Annotated in this window: 13 protein-coding genes; 6 read left to right on the top strand and 7 right to left on the bottom strand. The window is 75.1% G+C overall.

Annotated features, from left to right (window positions below; translation table 11 throughout):
• Positions 1-20 precede the first annotated feature (20 nt).
• Positions 21-881, bottom strand: a complete 861-nt coding sequence (locus tag AC07D6_RS20330; protein ID WP_479046249.1) for an MOSC domain-containing protein — start codon at positions 879-881, stop codon at positions 21-23.
• Positions 882-959: 78 nt separating this feature from the next.
• The gene (locus AC07D6_RS20325; protein WP_479046247.1) at positions 960-1,490 is read right to left on the bottom strand and encodes a DUF6643 family protein; all 531 of its coding nucleotides are present in this window, start codon (positions 1,488-1,490) and stop codon (positions 960-962) included.
• A gap of 253 nt (positions 1,491-1,743) precedes the next feature.
• Between AC07D6_RS20325 and AC07D6_RS20320 the strand changes: the two genes are divergently transcribed.
• Positions 1,744-3,174, top strand: a complete 1,431-nt coding sequence (locus AC07D6_RS20320) for a TerD family protein (protein ID WP_479046597.1) — start codon at positions 1,744-1,746, stop codon at positions 3,172-3,174.
• A gap of 16 nt (positions 3,175-3,190) precedes the next feature.
• On the opposite strand, the gene AC07D6_RS20315 is transcribed toward AC07D6_RS20320, so the two are convergent.
• Positions 3,191-4,465 carry a glycosyltransferase gene (locus AC07D6_RS20315; RefSeq protein WP_479046244.1) on the bottom strand — a complete coding sequence of 425 codons (1,275 nt, stop codon included), beginning with the start codon at positions 4,463-4,465 and terminating at the stop codon, positions 3,191-3,193.
• Between the two features lie 58 nt (positions 4,466-4,523).
• On the opposite strand from AC07D6_RS20315, the gene AC07D6_RS20310 reads away from it, so the two are divergent.
• From AC07D6_RS20310 to AC07D6_RS20290, 5 genes are all read left to right on the top strand, one after another.
• Entirely contained in the window at positions 4,524-5,315 is a 792-nt protein-coding gene (locus AC07D6_RS20310; RefSeq protein WP_479046242.1) for a glutamate racemase, read from the top strand.
• Between the two features lie 183 nt (positions 5,316-5,498).
• Positions 5,499-6,086, top strand: a complete 588-nt coding sequence (locus tag AC07D6_RS20305) for a hypothetical protein (protein ID WP_479046240.1) — start codon at positions 5,499-5,501, stop codon at positions 6,084-6,086.
• A 183-nt stretch (positions 6,087-6,269) separates the two neighbouring features.
• Positions 6,270-7,916 carry an apolipoprotein N-acyltransferase gene (gene lnt, locus AC07D6_RS20300; RefSeq protein ID WP_479046238.1) on the top strand — a complete coding sequence of 549 codons (1,647 nt, stop codon included), beginning with the start codon at positions 6,270-6,272 and terminating at the stop codon, positions 7,914-7,916.
• Between the two features lie 17 nt (positions 7,917-7,933).
• On the top strand, positions 7,934-8,416 hold the full coding sequence (locus AC07D6_RS20295) for an NUDIX hydrolase (protein ID WP_315879106.1): 483 nt from the start codon (positions 7,934-7,936) through the stop codon (positions 8,414-8,416).
• 509 nt (positions 8,417-8,925) lie between these two features.
• Positions 8,926-11,013: a helix-turn-helix domain-containing protein gene (locus AC07D6_RS20290; protein ID WP_479046235.1), complete on the top strand. Its 2,088-nt coding sequence runs from the start codon at positions 8,926-8,928 to the stop codon at positions 11,011-11,013.
• Between the two features lie 201 nt (positions 11,014-11,214).
• On the opposite strand, the gene AC07D6_RS20285 is transcribed toward AC07D6_RS20290, so the two are convergent.
• From AC07D6_RS20285 to AC07D6_RS20270, 4 genes are all read right to left on the bottom strand, one after another.
• Positions 11,215-12,660 (bottom strand): GH1 family beta-glucosidase, encoded by a 1,446-nt coding sequence (locus AC07D6_RS20285; protein WP_315879104.1) that lies wholly within the window; start codon positions 12,658-12,660, stop codon positions 11,215-11,217.
• 57 nt (positions 12,661-12,717) lie between these two features.
• Positions 12,718-13,623 carry a carbohydrate ABC transporter permease gene (locus AC07D6_RS20280; protein WP_315879103.1) on the bottom strand — a complete coding sequence of 302 codons (906 nt, stop codon included), beginning with the start codon at positions 13,621-13,623 and terminating at the stop codon, positions 12,718-12,720.
• Between the two features lie 13 nt (positions 13,624-13,636).
• The gene (locus AC07D6_RS20275) at positions 13,637-14,641 is read right to left on the bottom strand and encodes a carbohydrate ABC transporter permease (protein WP_315879102.1); all 1,005 of its coding nucleotides are present in this window, start codon (positions 14,639-14,641) and stop codon (positions 13,637-13,639) included.
• Positions 14,642-14,770: 129 nt separating this feature from the next.
• The gene (locus AC07D6_RS20270; protein WP_479046232.1) at positions 14,771-16,081 is read right to left on the bottom strand and encodes an ABC transporter substrate-binding protein; all 1,311 of its coding nucleotides are present in this window, start codon (positions 16,079-16,081) and stop codon (positions 14,771-14,773) included.
• Positions 16,082-16,225 lie beyond the last annotated feature (144 nt).

Here is a 16,225-nt window from a genome sequence, read left to right as displayed (position 1 = left end):
ACCCCGTCCGGCGGCGGGTGTCACGCGTCGTCGCGGGTGGCGAGGACGCGCACCGGGTCGCCCACGCGCAGGGTGCCCGTCGACTCGGGGACGAGGTTCTGCCCGAAGAGCGCCTTGCCGCCGAACCTGCGGTGCCGCGTCAACGTGCGCAGCGGCTCCTTCCCCCGGACGCCGGTGCGCTGGTCGGTGGTGGTCACGACGCAGCGGCTGCACGGCTTGACGACGCGGAAGGTGACCTCGCCGATGGCGATCCGCGCCCACCGGTCCTCCTCCCAGGCGGCGGTGCCGTCGACGACGGCGGTCGGCCGGAACCGCTCCATGGGCACCGGTCCCTCGTCGGCGTGGTCGCCCGCCGCGACGAGCGCGTTGAGGGCGTCGAGGGAGGCGGTCGTGGTGAGCAGCAGCGGGAAGCCGTCGGCGAAGTTGACCGTCTCGCCCGCGCGCGCGTAGTCGGGGTCGACGGGGCGGCGGCGCGCCGGGTCGTCCATGTGGACCAGCCGCACGTCGGCGCCCAGGTAGTCGCTGAACCACGCGTCGGGTTCCGGCCCGGCGGGCACGGCGTCGACCTTCGTGCCGAACACGTCCACGACGACCGTGCCGTCCGCGGGGTCGGGCACGGGGACGGCCAGCGGTGCGCGGCCGGGCGCGGACACCCGCACCCCTCCGCCGGGCAGCAGTTCGGCGGAGGCGGGCGCCAGCACGGCGTACTGACGTTGCGTCACCGCCTTGCCGTCCCGGTCGGCGATCATCCAGCGGCGGTCCCCGGCCAGGCCCCACGGCTCCACGACCGCGTGCGCGGGCGCGGAGCCCCCCAGGGCCTTCACGGGGTGGACGTGCAGGGAGCTCAGGGCGGGCTGGGGCGTGACCTCATCACTCGGCATGGCCCCATCCTGCCAGCGGCTCCCGGCCGGTGTCCGGCCGATGCCGGGTCCCCGTCGTCCCGGTGCCCGCGGCCTCCGTCAGTAGCCGCCGCCCTGGTACGGCCGCCGGTACGGATCGTCGTACGGCGCCGCGGGCGCGGGCGCCGGCGCGGGGCGCGGGGCGGCGGGGCGCATCGCCTCGTACCCGGCCGCGACCGGGGCGACGGGGCGCGTCGGCTGCGGGCCCTGCGGACCCGGGTAGCCGCGCGGGGCCACGGCCTGCTGCGGGACGTACGGGGCGTACGGGGCCGGCGCGTGCTGCATCGGCGCGGGCTGCACGGGGGCGTGCTGCACCGGGGCGTGCTGCGGCGCGGGGGCCTGCTGCGGGTAGCCGTAGCCGCCGCCGTAGGAGGGGGCGGCGGGCTGCGGGGAGGGGGCCGCCGGGAGGGCGGGGAGAGCCGCGGGCAGCGCCGGCAGGTACGAGCTGCCGGTGTCGTACGCGGCGGGCACTCGGATCGGGGCGATCTGAGGCGTGCCCCGCTCTGCGACCAAGGAGTCGTAGATCGGGGTGTCCGGGAACGACGGCGCGTGGTAGTACGCACCGCCGTACGAGGCACGGGGGGAGGTCATGGGCCTAAGTTAAGCCCACGCTGTGCCGGGTGGAAGGCTGATAAGCGGGTTGTTTGACGTATCTTGTGCGGTCACGGAACCCCAATGTGACCGAACACGGGAAAATCGGTCGCCGCAGTAGGTGATGATCGTGTAAAAGCCGAGATGGCGGGGGGTTACCGACGGGTCTGCCGAGCATGGTGGAACCGGTGGGATTAGCGTGGCCGCCACATAAGTCACCTGGGGCGCGGAACGCGATGGGGGCGGCATGTCCATGCTTAAAGGAGCCAATGTTCCGGTACCGACGCGGAGCCTTCGCGTCGAATTGGGTTGGCGTTCGGCTCCGGGGGTGCCCGACGTCGACGTGTCGGCCCTCCTCCTCGTCTCGGGGAAAGTGCGTTCCGACGCGGACTTCGTCTTCTACAACCAGACGACGCACCCCTCGGGCGCGGTGCGCCACGACGGGAAGCGGGCCTCCGGCGCGTTCGTGACGGACGCGCTCACCGTCGACCTCCCGCATGTGGAGGCCGCGGTGGAGCGCGTCGTCCTGGCCGCGTCGACGGACGGCGGCACGTTCCGCCAGGTGCCGGACCTGTGCGTCAGGGTGCTGGACGCGGCGGACGGCGCGGAGGTCGCCCGGTTCGACAGCCGGGACGCGACGGTGGAGAGCGCCCTCATCATGGGCGAGCTGTACCGACGGCAGGGCGCCTGGAAGTTCCGCGCGGTGGGGCAGGGCTACGACACGGGGCTGGAGGGGCTGGCGACGGACTTCGGCATCGCGGTCGATGAGCCGCAACAGCCCGAGTCCCCGGCGCGTACGGCGCCCGCCGCCGGTGCCGCGGCGCCCGGGACGCCCGCACGGCCACCGGTGCCGCCTCCCGCGCAGGTGCCGTCTGAGCCCGCCCCCGTCCGCGTGTCGCCTCCCGCGCAGGTGCCGCCTGAGCCCGCCCCCATGCCCGTGCCGCCTTCCGCGCAGGTGCCGCCTGCACCCGTCCCCGTGCCCGTACCGGCCCCCGTACAAGCGCCGCCCGTCCCTGTCCCCGTCCCCGTACCGGCCCCCGCTCCGGTGCGGCTGTCGAAGGTGACCCTGACGAAGGACGCCCCGTCCGTGTCGCTCACCAAGCAGGGCGGCACCTCCGGCGCCCTGCGCGTGAACCTCAACTGGGGCGTGAGCGAGCGGTTCCGGGGCCGGGCCGCCAGGCGCGGCGGCACCGTCGCCCCCCACGCGGCCCTCGACCTCGACCTGTGCGCCCTCTTCGAGTTGACGGACGGCAGCAAGGGCGTCGTCCAGGCGCTCGGCGACACCTTCGGCGCGCTGCACCACCCCCCGTACATCCACCTCGACGGCGACGACCGCACGGGCGCCGTGGACACCGGCGAGAACCTCACCGTCAACCTCGACCACAAGGACGCCTTCCGCCGCATCCTCGTCTTCGTCACCATCTATGAGGGCGCCCGCAGCTTCGCCGACCTGCACGCCACCGTCACGCTCACCCCGCGGCACGGCGCGCCCATCGAGTTCTCCCTCGACGAGTGCACCGTTCCGTCCACGGTCTGCGCCCTCGCCCTGATCACCCGCCAGGGCGACGACCTCGTCGTCCAGCGCGAGGCCCGCTACCTGGTCCCCGCGCGCGGAGTCAGCCCCCAGCGGACCGTGGACCGCGCGTACGGCTGGGGCATGAACTGGACCCCCGGCCGCAAGTGACCGCGCCCCGCGCCCGTCACCGGTCCGCCGCCGCACTCGGGGCGGGGTACGTGCGGCCCTTCCAGGCCGCGCCCCGCCCCCGGTGGTGCCGCACCGCCGAGTCGACCGTCATCAGCAGGTAGAGGGCGGCCGTCAGCGGCAGGAGCGCGGCGAGCCACAGCGGCTGTCGGTAGTAGCGGAGCATCGGCGCGTACGTGCCCGCCATCACCGCCCACGCCGCGCCGCCCGCCCAGGCCGCCACCGCGTCGCCGCCGCCCGCCCCGGCCGCCAGGCACAGCGGCGGCGCCAGGTACACCAGCGCCAGTCCGGCCACCGTCACGGCCAGCAGCGCACCGCTGTGCCGCAACTGGGCGTACGCGCTGCGCGCCACCATCCGCCACAGGTCCGCGAGGCGCGGATACGGCCGCACGCTGTCGACGTGCTCCGCGAGCCCCAGCCACAGCCGCCCGCCCGCACGGCGCACCGCCCGCGCCAGGGCCACGTCGTCGATCACCGCGTCCCGGATCGCGTCCGGCACCCCGGCCCGCTCGGCCGCCTCCGTCCGCAACAGCACGCACCCGCCCGCCGCGGCCGCCGTCCGCGCGCCGTCCCGGTTGATCCGGCGGAACGGGTACAGCTGGCAGAAGAAGTAGACGAAGGCCGGCACGACGAGCCGTTCCCACACGCCGGACACCCGCAGCCGCGCCATCTGGGACACGAGGTCCAGGCGGTGCGAGACGGCCGCGGCCACCAGCCGGCGCAGGCTGTCCGGGGCGTGCGCGATGTCGGCGTCCGTGAGGAGCAGGAAGTCCGGGGCGCCCTCCCCGCGCGCGCGTGCCACCGATGTCGGACACGAGGGCTCCTGACGAGATCCGGCGGCCTCCCCACGCGCGCGTGCCACCTCGATCCCGTGCCGCACCGCCCACAGCTTGCCCGTCCAGCCGGGCTCCGGCGGCCCCGGCGACACGACCGTCAGGGGCAGCCCGCCCCGGCCTCCGCCGCCCGCCCCCCTCCCGGCCCGCGCCTCGGCCAGCGCGCGTGCCAGGTCCCCGGTGCCGTCCGTACTGCCGTCGTCGACGAGGACGACCTCCGCCCGGCCCGGATAGTCCTGGTCCAGCAGCGACGGCAGGCTCACCGGGAGGACCTCCGCCTCGTCCCGCGCCGGGACGACGACCGCGACGGACGGCCACCGCTCCGGTTCCGCGCAGCCGCGCGGCAGCCGCTGGCCGGTGCGCCAGAACATGCCCTGCCCGAACAGCAGCCACGCCCACGCGGCACAGGAGAACAGGGCGATCCACGCAAGCACGCTCATTCGCCGCAGTCTGCCCCACAACGGGGCCCGGACGAGGGCGGTCGGCTAGGGTGACCGGGTGAAGATCGCGCTCATGGACTCCGGGATCGGCCTGCTGGCGGCGGCCGCCGCGGTGCGCCGGCTGCGGCCGGACGCCCAGCTCGTGCTCTCCTCCGACCCCGACGGCGTGCCCTGGGGACCCCGTACGCCGGACGACCTGACCACGCGCGCGCTGGCCGTGGCCCGCGCCGCCGCCGCGCACGCGCCCGACGCGCTCGTCGTCGCCTGCAACACCGCCTCGGTCCACGCCCTGCCCGCGCTGCGCGCCGAGCTGGAGCCGGACATCCCCGTCGTCGGCACCGTACCGGCGATCAAGCCGGCCGCCACCGGGGGCGGCCCCCTCGCCATCTGGGCGACGCCCGCCACCACCGGCAGCGCCTACCAGCGACGGCTGATCGCCGAGTTCGCGTCCGGGGTGGACGTCACGGAGGTGCCCTGCCCGGGGCTCGCGGACGCCGTCCAGGAAGCCGACGAGGAACGGATCGACGCCGCGATCGCCGAGGCCGCCGCGCTCACCCCGCCCGCCGTGACCACCGTCGTCCTCGGCTGCACCCACTACGAGCTGGTCGAGGAGCGCATCCGGAAGGCCCTGAGGCCCGTCACCGGCCGGGACGTTTCGCTGTACGGCTCCGCGGACGCCGTCGCCGCCCAGGTGCTGCGCCGCATCGGTGCGGCCCCGCTGCCGGACGCCCACCCGGCGACGGACGCCGGCCTGACGGTGCTCCTCAGCGGTCGCCCGTCGGCCCTTCCCGCCACCGCCCTCGCCTACCCGGAGGGCAGGCTGCTGCGCGGTCGCGTCGCGGCCGGCTGACCCGGCGCGCGGGCCGGGCGCCCGCCGTCCGGCCGGGCTGCGGGCGGGCAGGCGGAACCGGACGCGGGGGCGGAGCCGGGCAGTGAGAACCGAGGGCCGCGGCCCGGCCGGGGAGGCTCCGCCCCTCACCCGGTCGCGGTGGCCCGGGCGCCGGGCGGAGGAGGCGTGGGTACGCTCCGGAACATGAGGGAGCCCAGGGACCCCGACGCCCCTCCGGGAGGCGAGCAGCCCGCCCCGGAGTCCGTTCCGGCGGTTCCCGAGACCTGGACGGGGCGTGCCGTCAACCGCGTCCAGTGGCTGTTCGCCGCGGCCGGAGCCGGCTGCGTCGCCCTGGGCGTCGCACTGGCCGCCGGCGCGGCGTGGACGGCGGGCGTGACCGCCGCCCTGATGGCCGTGGTGGGCTGCGTCACCGTCGGGCTCCTCGTCCTGTTCGGGACCCTCGCCTTCGTCCACGTCGAGTTGACCGTGGACCGGCACGCCCTGGAGGTGAGGTGCGGGCACCTGGGCGTGCCCCGCCGCCGCATCCCGCTCGACCACGTCGCCGGCGCCGAGTTCGACCCGGGTGTCACGCCCCGCGCCTGGGGCGGCTGGGGCTACCGGTGGCGGCCCGAGAAGGGCACCGCCGTCGTCGTCCGGCGCGGCGAGGGCCTCGTCCTCACCCTCGGCGACGGCCGTGCCTTCACCGTCACCGTCGACGACGCGGAGACGGCGGTCCGCGTGATCCGCCACCACCTCCGCCTCCGCCGCGGAACGCCCCCCACCGGCCCTTGAGTCCTCCGCGGGTGCCATGAGCGGACGCCGTGCGCCGCTTCCACGTGGCCGGGACGCCGAATCCTCCGCGTGGGTGCCGCGGGCCGCTTCCACGTGGTCGGGACGTCGGGTCCTCCGCGCGGGCGCCGTGGGCGGAACCGGCCGGACTCCCTCCCCACAGCGACACGCCGTAGACTCCGCCAGGTGAGCGCCACCATGACTCCCGTCGCCCCACCCGGACCCGCCGAACCGGAGAGGGCGCGCGGACGGCGGCCGTTCCACCGGCTGGCGCGGCCCGCCGCGGCCGTGGTGTCCGGGGCCTCCCTCTACCTGAGCTTCCCGCCCCGCCCCCTGTGGTGGCTCGCGCTCCCGGCGTTCGCCCTCCTCGGCTGGACGCTGCGCGGGCGCCGCCCGCGGGCCGGCTTCGGCCTCGGCGTCCTCACCGGCCTCGGGTTCCTGCTGCCGCTGCTGGTGTGGACCGGCGAGGAGGTGGGGCCGGTGCCGTGGCTGGCGCTCGCCGCCGTCGAGTCGCTCTTCGTCGCCGCCACCTGCCTCGGTGTCGCCGCCGTGTCGCGGCTGCCCGCCTGGCCGCTGTTCGCCGCCGCCGTGTGGGTCCTCGGCGAGGCGGTACGCGCGCGCGTACCGTTCGGCGGCTTCCCCTGGGGCAAGATCGCGTTCGGGCAGGCGGACGGGCTGTTCCTGCCCCTCGCCGCCGTGGGCGGCACGCCCGTCCTCGGCTTCGCCGTCGTCCTGTGCGGCTTCGGCCTGTACGAGGCGGTGCGCCTCGCCCTGCCGCGCCGGACGCCCGGTGCCCGGCCCCACGGGCCGCTCGCCGCCGCCGCGCTCTCCGTCCTGGTACCCGTCACCGGCGCGGCCGCCGCCCTGCCGCTGGTCTCCACCGGCGCCGAGGACGGCACGGCCACGGTCGCCGCCGTCCAGGGCAACGTGCCGCGCCTCGGCCTGGACTTCAACGCCCAGCGCCGCGCCGTCCTCGACAACCACGTGCGCCGCACCGAGCAGCTCGCCGCCGACGTCGCGGCGGGCAGGGTCGCCAGGCCGGACTTCGTCCTGTGGCCGGAGAACTCCTCCGACCTCGACCCGTACCGCAACCCCGACGCCCGCGCCGTCATCGACCGCGCCGTCCGCGCCATCGGCGTCCCGACGGTCGTGGGCGCCGTCCTCACCCCGGAGACGGGGCACCTGCGCAACACGCTCGTGCAGTGGGACCCGGCACGGGGCCCCGTGGCCACGTACGACAAGCGCCACGTCCAGCCGTTCGGCGAGTACATCCCGATGCGGTCCGTCGTACGGGTCTTCAACAAGGACGTCGACCGGGTCAGCCGCGACTTCGGCCCCGGCGAGGAGGTCGGCGTCTTCGACCTGGCCGGCACCCGCGTCGGCCTCGCCACCTGCTACGAGGCGGCCTTCGACCGGGTGGTCCGCGACACCGTCACGCACGGCGCCCGGCTCATCTCCGTCCCCAGCAACAACGCCACCTTCGGGCGCAGCGAGATGACCTACCAGCAGCTCGCCATGGACCGCGTCCGCGCCGTCGAGCACAGCCGCACCGTCGTCGTCCCCGTCACCAGCGGCGTCAGCGCGATCATCCTCCCGGACGGGAAGATCATCCAGCGGTCGGAGATGTTCACGCCGGACGCCCTGGTCGCGGAGGTGCCGCTGCGCTCCTCGCTGACCCCGGCGACCCGCATGGGCGCCCTGCCCGAGGCCGCGCTCGCCGCCGCCGCGCTCGGCGGCCTCGGCTGGGCGGCGGCGCGCGGCGTGCGCGCACGCCGCGGCGCGAACCGGGCCCGGGGCGGGGCCGGGGGCCCCGGGGCGGTGGCGCACCAGTAGGCCAGTAGGGTCGACGCATGGCGACACCGGACTTCATCAAGGCCATCCGCGCCGCCGCGGGCCACCGCCTCCTGCTGCTGCCCGGTGTCACCGCCGTGGTCCTGGACGCCGAGGACCGCGTGCTGCTGATGCGGCGCGCCGACGACGGCGCGTGGGCGCTCGTCGGGGGCATCGCCGAACCGGGGGAGCAGCCGGCCGTCACCGCCGTGCGCGAGGTGTACGAGGAGACCGGCGTCGAGTGCGTCGCGGAACGCGTCGTCATGGTCGAGGCGCAGCCGGAGCCCGTCACGTACCCGAACGGCGACCAGTGCCAGTACGTGGAGATCGTCTTCCGCTGCCGTGCCACCGGCGGGGAGGCCCGCGTCAACGACGACGAGGCGCTGGAAGTGGGATGGTTCCCGGTCGACTCCCTGCCCGGGCTGCACGAGAGCCAGCTGTTCCGCATCAAGCAGGCCCGTACCGACGAACCCACGTGGTTCTCCACCACACCCAGCCGCTGAAGCACGGGCCCCGGCCACATGGCTGGGGGGTACGGGGCTGCTTGGGGTACGGGCATGACCACGCCCGCCCCGGCCCCGCCACCGGACCGGGACCCGGCCCCGCGCCCGTACCGCGCCCCGCGGCACCGGACCTCGCGGGCCGCACCGCGTTCGTCGCCGGGGCCGCCGGCGGCCCGGGCCGCGCCCGCGCCCCGCGGCTCGCCGCGGCCGGCGCCGGGAGAGGGCGGTCGACCGGGACGCGGACGGCCTCGACGCCCCGGCCGGACGGGCGCACGGCCCGCCGGGCGCGGTCCTGCCGCCCGTCCTCGCATGCCCACCGACCCGGTCGCCGCGCAGGTCGCCGAGGCCGTCGCCCGTCTCCGCACCCCGCAGGCCGCAGGCCGCCTTCAGCACCGGCACGTCACCGGTCGTGGACGGCGGCCGGACCGCCCGCCGAGTGCCGCCCGAAGCGGCCGGACGGTTGTCCACAGGGCTGGTGCGCCCGGCGGAGGGCCGGTATCCCTGTGACCATGTCCCGAGAACAGCAGGCGCGGCACCACCACGGGCAGGGCTCCTACCTGGAGCTCCTCGCCCGGGGCGCGGCCGCCGAGGCGTACGACAGACCCGTGTTCCTGGCCCGGGCGGACGGCGCGGACGCCGCGACGCTCGCCGAGCTGGAGCGCGCCAAGCGGCTCGCGCTGCGCGTGCGCGCCGAGCTGGAGGGGCGCCGCCGCCGCGAGGCCGAGCTGTCCGCCCTCTTCGAGACGGCCCACGACCTGGCGGGCCTGCGCGACCTCGACGCGGTGCTCCGCGCCATCGTGCAGCGCGCCCGCTCGCTGCTCGGCACCGAGGTCGCGTACCTGAGCCTGAACGACCCGGTCGCGGGCGACACGTACATGCGGGTCACGGACGGCTCCGTCTCGGCCCGCTTCCAGCAGCTCCGCCTCGGCATGGGCGAGGGCCTCGGCGGTCTCGTCGCCCAGACGGCCCGCCCGTACGTCACGGACGACTACTTCCACGACGACCGGTTCCAGCACACGCACGCCATCGACGCGGGCGTGCGCGACGAGGGCCTGGTGGCGATCCTCGGCGTGCCGCTCACCCTGGGCAGCCAGGTCATCGGCGTCCTGTTCGCCGCGGACCGCCGCGCCCGGGTCTTCGAACGCGAACAGATCGCCCTCCTCGGCTCGTTCGCGGCGCACGCGGCGGTCGCCATCGACACGGCGAACCTCCTGTCGGAGACCCGTACGGCACTGGCCGAGCTGGAGCGGGCCAACGGCATCATCCGCGACCGCAGCGGCGTCATCGAACGGGCCTCGGAGGTCCACGACCGGCTCACGGAACTGGTCCTGCGCGGAGGCGGCGTCCAGGACGTGGCGGACGCGGTGTCGGAAGTCCTGGGCGGCGCGGTCGAGTTCACCGAGGCCCGGCAGCCGAGGGCGTCCGCCGACGGGCGTGCGGTCCGGCACGGCGACGCGTGGGTGGCGGCCGTGTCGGCGGGCGGCGAGGTGCTCGGCGCGCTGGTCCTGCGCGGCAGCGGCCACCTCGACCCCGTCGACCGGCGGACCCTGGAGCGGGCCGCGATGGTCACCTCCCTGCTGCTCCTCGCCCACCGCTCGGCGGGCGAGGCCGAACAGCGCGTCCGGGGCGAGCTGCTGGACGACCTGATCGACACCCCGGACCGCGACCCCCGCCTCCTGAAGGACCGCGCGGCCCGCCTCCACGCGGACTTCGACGCACGGCACGTGGTGCTGGCCGCGCGGCTGGACCGCCCGGACGGCACGGCACCGCCCGGCGGCGGCGCGCCGGCCGCCCAGGACGGCTCCGGGGGCGAGCCCGGCCGTCCCGCCCCGGCTCCCCCCGGCCGCGAGGCGGGCACCGGCCGGGGCCCCGGGAGGCGGGGCCGCGCGGCGGCGGCCGACCGGGAACCGGCCCGTGCCGGCGCCGCGGCCCCCCGCACCGGGCCGGCCCCCGGCGCGGCGCGGGCGCACGCGGACCGGCAGCGGCTCTGGTCCGCGGCCTCGCACCTGGCGGCCACCCGCCGCGGCCTGGCGTCGACGCGCGACGGGGGCACGGTCCTGCTGCTGCCGCTGGGCCCGGACGAGACGGCCGCCGACGTGGCCCGCCGCACCGCGCTGGACCTCGGCCGCACGCTGCGCGAGCCGGTCACCGTCGGCGCGTCCTCCCCCGTGGAGGCGCCCGCCGCCGACCCCGGCGCCATCGGCCGCGCGTACGCGGAGGCCCGCCGCTGCCTGGACGCCCTGGCGCTGCTGGGCCGCACGGGCGAGGGGGCGGCCGCCGACGACCTCGGCTTCCTGGGGCTCCTCCTCGCGGACACCCGCGACATCGACGGTTTCGTGGAACGCACGATCGGTCCGGTCATCGCCTACGACCGGCGCCGCGGCACGGACCTGGTGCGCACCCTCGACGCGTACTTCGCCGCCGGGATGAGCCCGGCCCGCACCAAGGACATCCTGCACGTCCACGTCAACACCGTCGCCCAGCGCCTGGAGCGCATAGCCCGGCTGCTGGGCGGCGACTGGCAGTCCCCGGACCGGTCGCTGGAGGTCCGGCTGGCCCTGCGGTTGCACCTGATGTCCCCGGCGCTGGCCCGCTGAGGCGCCGTCCGGCCGCGTACCGGGCAGGGCCGGACGGGCCCGTCACCCGTTCACCGCCCGGCGCCGGCCCGCAGGTCCGTGCCGACCGCGCCCACGAGACGGCCGGGCCGCCGGGCCTGGCGTCCTCCACCGGCAGGGGCCGGGGCCGGCCCCCCCGGCCGGCGTCACGCCCGTACGGCCGGGCCGGTGCCCGGGGGTGCCTCAGAGCCCCGGGATCGCGTTCGCGGCGATGGCCCTGGCGTACCAGCGGGCGCTGCGCTTCGGGGTGCGCAGCTGGGTGGCGTAGTCGACGTGGACGGCGCCGAAGCGCTTCTCGTATCCGTACGCCCACTCGAAGTTGTCGAGCAGGGACCAGAGGAAGTAGCCGCGCACGTCGGCACCGTCGGCGATGGCCCGGTGGACTGCGGCGAGGTGCCGGTGGAGGTAGTCGATCCGGTCGTGGTCGTGGATCTGGCCGTCCGCCGTGGGGACGTCGGGGAAGGCACCGCCGTTCTCGGTGATCGCCAGGGGGAGCCCGGGATGGGCGCGGGAGGTGGCCATGAGGAGGTCGTAGAGGCCCGTGGGGTCGATGGCCCAGCCCATCTCGGTGGTGTCGCCGGGCGGGAGGTGGAAGGTGACGTCCTCGGAGCCGGGCCACGGGGAGTGGCTGCTCTCGCCGTGGGCGTGGTGGGCGTCGGCGGCTCCGTGGGCGGGGGCGGAGACGACGGTGGGGGTGTAGTAGTTGATGCCCAGGAGGTCGATGGGGGCGGCGATGACGGCTTCGTCTCCCGGCCGGACGAGGGTGTCCCAGTCGACGAGGTGGGCGGTGTCGGCCAGGAGGTCGGCCGGGTAGCCGCCGGAGAGCATCGGCCCCGTGAAGATCCTGTTGCCGACGGCGTCGATGCGGCGGGCCGCGTCGAGGTCGGCGGGGTCGGAGGTGAGCGCCCGGACCTGGTGGAGGTTGAGGGTGACGGCGACCTGGGCGTGGGCGGGCAGCGTCGCACGCAGCGCGGCGGTGGCACGGCCGTGGGCGAGGTTCAGGTGGTGGGCGGCGCGGAGGGCGAGGGCGGGGTCGGTGCGGCCGGGGGCGTGGACGCCGGAGCCGTAGCCGAGGAAGGCCGAGCACCAGGGTTCGTTGAGGGTGGTCCACAGCGCGACCCGGTCGCCGAGGGCGTCGGCGGCCAGGGCGGCGTACTCGCCGAACCGTTCGGCGGTCTCGCGCACCGTCCAGCCGCCCGTCTCCTCCAGCGCCTGGGGGAGGTCCCAGTGGTAGAGGGTGACGACGGGCCGGATGCCGGCGTCGAGGAGTTCGTCGACGAGCCGGCTGTAGAAGTCGAGGCCCGCGGGGTTGGCGGGGCCCCGGCCTCCGGGCTGGATGCGGGGCCAGGACAGGGAGAAGCGGTAGGCCTGGAGGCCGAGGTGCGACATCAGGGTGACGTCGGTGCGGTAGCGGTGGTAGTGGTCGCAGGCGGTGTCGCCGGTGTCGCCGCCTGCGACCTTGCCGGGGGTGTGGGAGAAGGTGTCCCAGATCGAGGGGGTGCGGCCGTCCTCGGCGACGGCGCCCTCGATCTGGTAGGCGGCGGTGGCCGCGCCCCACAGGAAACCGGGCGGGAAGTGCAGCCGGTCGACGGCCGTGGAGGCGGGGGAGGTGACGGGGGTCGCGGGCATGGTGGGGTCTCCCTTTTGGCGGAGGGTGTGGGACGAGGGGGAAGGCGAGGGCGGAGGTCAGCCCTTGACGGCGCCCTGGGTGATGCCGCCGACGATGTGGCGGCCGAAGAGGGCGAAGACCAGGAGGAGGGGCAGGGTGCCCAGGAGAGCTCCGGCCGTGATGACGGACCAGTCGGTCGACCAGCCGGTGCCCAGACCGGCGAGGGCGACCTGGACGGTGGGGTTGGTGGAGCCGTTCATGACGATGATCGGCCACAGGAAGTCGTTCCAGGACTGGACGAAGGTGAGCATGCCCAGGACCGCCATCGCCGGACGGGCGACGGGGAAGACGACGTGCCAGATGACGCGCAGCGAGTTGGCGCCGTCGACGCGGGCGGCCTCCAGGAGTTCGGTGGGCAGGGCCTGCGAGAGGAACTGGCGCATGAAGAAGACGCCGAAGGCGGTGACCAGGACGGGCAGGATCAGCGCCCCGAGGTGATTGCCCAGTCCCAGGTTCTTGGTGAGGATGAACAGGGGTACGACGCTGAGCTGCGCGGGCACGGCGAGGGTGGACAGGACCAGGCCGAGCATGACCTTCTTGCCCCGGAAGCGGAGTTTGGCGAAGGCGAAGCCCGCGAGGACGGAGAAGGTCACCGTGCTGACGGTGACGGTCCCCGCGACGAGCGTGGAGTTGAGCAGGGCGACGCCCATGCCGCGCCCGCCGGCGTTGTGCCAGACGTAGGTGAGGTTCTCGAAGAGGTTGCCGCCGGGCAGCATCGGCGGTGGGCTGGAGACGACCGCGTGGCTGTCGGTGGACGCCGCGACCAGTGTCCAGTACAGCGGGAACAGCGAGGCCAGGGCCGCGAGTCCGAGGACGATGTGGGCGAGCGGTCCGGCCCGGTGCTGCCCTCCGGCCCTGCCGGCGCGGGGGGACGGTCGCTTCGCCGCCTGGTGGGGGCGGTCGGCTACGGGGGTGGTGGTCATGTGGTACTCCACGTCACTGGGAGGCGCGCAGGCGGCGGGTGATCAGCGCGTTGACGAGCCCGATGAGCAGCAGCAGGCCGAACATGATCCAGGCGACCGCGCTGGCGCGCCCGAGCATGCTGGAGTGGAAGCCCTGGTCGTACATGAGGATTCCGAGGGTCTCGTACTGGTGGTCGGTGCCGCCCTGGTGACCGCTCTGGCCGCCGAACAGGTAGGGCTCGCCGAAGAGCTGGGTGGCGCCGATGGTCGAGACGATCACCGTGAAGAGGATCGTGGGGCGCAGGGCGGGGATCGTGACGTGCAGGAACTGCTGCCAGCGGTTGGCGCCGTCCAGCGCGGCGGCCTCGTACAGCTCGCGCGGCACGGCCTGCATGGCCGCGAGGTAGATCAGGGCGTTGTAGCCGGTCCAGCGCCAGGTGACGATCACGGAGATCGCGAACTGCGAGCTCCAGCGGCCGGCCTCCCAGTGCACGGGCCCGGCGCCGAAGAGGCCGAGGAGCCAGTTGGCCATGCCGCCCTCGGGACTGAAGATCAGGGCGAAGACGAGGGTGGCGGCGGCGACGGAGGTCGCGTACGGGGCGAGGAGCGCCGTGCGCAGGAATCCGCGGGCGCGGAGCCGGTAGTTGAGCAGGTGGGCGAGGCCCAGCGCCATCAGCAGTTGCGGGACGGTGGACAGGACGCCGAGGGTGAAGGTGTTGAGGAGCGCGTTCCAGAAGTAGTGGCTGACCTGGCCGGTGAACAGGTCCGTGTAGTTGCGCAGGCCGACCCATTCGGCGCGGTCGACGTTGTACAGGCTCACCCGGTGGAAGGAGAGCCACCCCGTGTAGAGCAGCGGGAAGAGCCCGAAGGCGGCGAAGACGAGGAAGAAGGGCGCGACGAGGGCGTACGGCGTGCCCTTGGTGTCCCAGCGGTGCAGGCGGCTGCGCCAGGCCGAGGGTCCGGCGGGGCGGGCCGGGGGCGGCTGGGGAGCCTGCCGGCCTGCGGGGCCGTTGCGGCTGGGTGCGGTCGTGGAGGCCACGGGCGGTTCCTTCGGTGGTCACGGCCGGTCGCGTCGGCACGGGAGGGGGCGGCCGGCTCCCCGGTGGCCGGCCGCCCCCTCCCCGCGACGGCGGCCGGGGAGGAGCGGGGGGAGGCGGGGAGGGGAGCGTTACTGGATGGTGCTGTCGATCTGGCGCACGGTGGCATTCCATGCCTCTTCCGCGCTCTTGCCGTTCTGCTCCATGAGCAGGACGCCGGTGCCGAACGCCCCGGTCAGGTCACCCGCGCGCGGACCCGTCTCGGCGGGCCGGATGGCCTTGGCGGCGGTGGAGAAGATCCGGCCGGTGGCGGCGTCGGGCCCGATGTAGGGGTTCTTGTAGTCGACGACGCCGGGCAGGTCGTAGGCGGCCTGATTGGCGGGGATGTTGCCGACCTTCTGGAAGACCTTCGCCTGCTGCTCGGGCGCGGTGAGCCAGGCGACGAGCTTCTTGGCCTCGTCGACGTGCTTGCCGGAGGCCGGCACGGCCAGGAAGGAGCCGCCCCAGTTGCCGGCGGCCGGGGGCTGGGCGATGTTCCACTTGCCCTTGTTGGAGGGGCCGGAGAACTGCTGGATGTTGGCCTGCTGCCAGGAGGGGCAGACAGTGGTGGCGAAGGTGGACTTGGAGAACGCGGTCTGCCAGGGGGTGTCGAACATCTTCAGCCCCTGGCTGGTCTTGCCCTGGACGGCCCTGACGGCCAGGTCCCAGGCGGTCCTGACGCCGGGCGATTCCTTGTAGGCGAGCTTGCCGTCCTTGTAGTACTGGACGGGGCTGCTGGCGACGACGGCGTTGAACAGTCCGCTGGCGCTGTCCATGAAGTAGGTGCCCTTGGGTGCCTTGGCCTGGTACTCCTTGCCCACCTCGACGAACTTCGCCCAGTCGCCCGCCCACAGCTTGCCGACCGACTCGGGGTCGGAGGGCAGGCCCGCGGCCTTGAACAGGTCCTGGCGGTAGCAGATGGCCATCGGGCCGACGTCGGTGCCCAGCCCGATCGTCCTGCCGTCGGCGGTGGTGGCCTGGTCCCACTTCCAGGGCAGGTAGGCCTTCTTGTCGACGCCGGGGGCGTCGGACAGGTCGGCGAAGGCGTCGGAGAGGTCCCCGGAGGTGGCCAGGGATATGCGCCCGACTTCGAGGGCCTGGACGTCGTCGAGGCCACCACCGGAGAGCCGGGTCTGCAGGGCGGTCCAGTAGTTGCCCTCGACGGTCGTCGGGTTCTCCTTGATGGTGATCCCCGGGTGCTGCTTCATGTACGCGTCGTACAGACCGGCCTCCTTGTACCCGAAGGTCCCGAAGGTGCCGACGGTGAGGGTGATCTTCCCGTCGGCGGAGGCGGATCCGGTGTCGGAGGACGAGCAGCCGGCCAGGGCGAGGGCGAGCGTCGCCGCCGCGGAGGCGAGTACGACGGAGCGGATACGGGCGCGCGGCACGTACGAGCGGGGCATGGCATCTCCTCGATGCGTCAAGAGAGGGGTGAGGGGTACGCCGGCGGATCTCTCGCCTCGTCGGCGGTCGGCGCGGGAAGGTGGCCTTCGGAGGCCGGAACGAGACCACGCCCTCGGGGCTTCTTCCCGGGTTGGGAGCGCTCC

The organism is Streptomyces sp. NPDC045287 (genome assembly GCF_056432325.1).
The sequence above is the reverse complement of the archived record's forward strand: the minus strand, read 5'-3'. Positions and strand labels throughout refer to the sequence as shown.

What these genes read in the sequence shown, in the direction of transcription:
- AC07D6_RS20330 (WP_479046249.1), bottom strand. Translation starts at nt 881, where the DNA reads ATGCCGAGTGATGAGGTCACGCCCCAGCCCGCCCTGAGCTCCCTGCAC.
- AC07D6_RS20325 (WP_479046247.1), bottom strand. Translation starts at nt 1,490, where the DNA reads ATGACCTCCCCCCGTGCCTCGTACGGCGGTGCGTACTACCACGCGCCG.
- AC07D6_RS20320 (WP_479046597.1), top strand. Translation starts at nt 1,744, where the DNA reads ATGCTTAAAGGAGCCAATGTTCCGGTACCGACGCGGAGCCTTCGCGTC.
- AC07D6_RS20315 (WP_479046244.1), bottom strand. Translation starts at nt 4,465, where the DNA reads ATGAGCGTGCTTGCGTGGATCGCCCTGTTCTCCTGTGCCGCGTGGGCG.
- AC07D6_RS20305 (WP_479046240.1), top strand. Translation starts at nt 5,499, where the DNA reads ATGAGGGAGCCCAGGGACCCCGACGCCCCTCCGGGAGGCGAGCAGCCC.
- AC07D6_RS20295 (WP_315879106.1), top strand. Translation starts at nt 7,934, where the DNA reads ATGGCGACACCGGACTTCATCAAGGCCATCCGCGCCGCCGCGGGCCAC.
- AC07D6_RS20290 (WP_479046235.1), top strand. Translation starts at nt 8,926, where the DNA reads ATGTCCCGAGAACAGCAGGCGCGGCACCACCACGGGCAGGGCTCCTAC.
- AC07D6_RS20285 (WP_315879104.1), bottom strand. Translation starts at nt 12,660, where the DNA reads ATGCCCGCGACCCCCGTCACCTCCCCCGCCTCCACGGCCGTCGACCGG.
- AC07D6_RS20280 (WP_315879103.1), bottom strand. Translation starts at nt 13,623, where the DNA reads ATGACCACCACCCCCGTAGCCGACCGCCCCCACCAGGCGGCGAAGCGA.
- AC07D6_RS20270 (WP_479046232.1), bottom strand. Translation starts at nt 16,081, where the DNA reads ATGCCCCGCTCGTACGTGCCGCGCGCCCGTATCCGCTCCGTCGTACTC.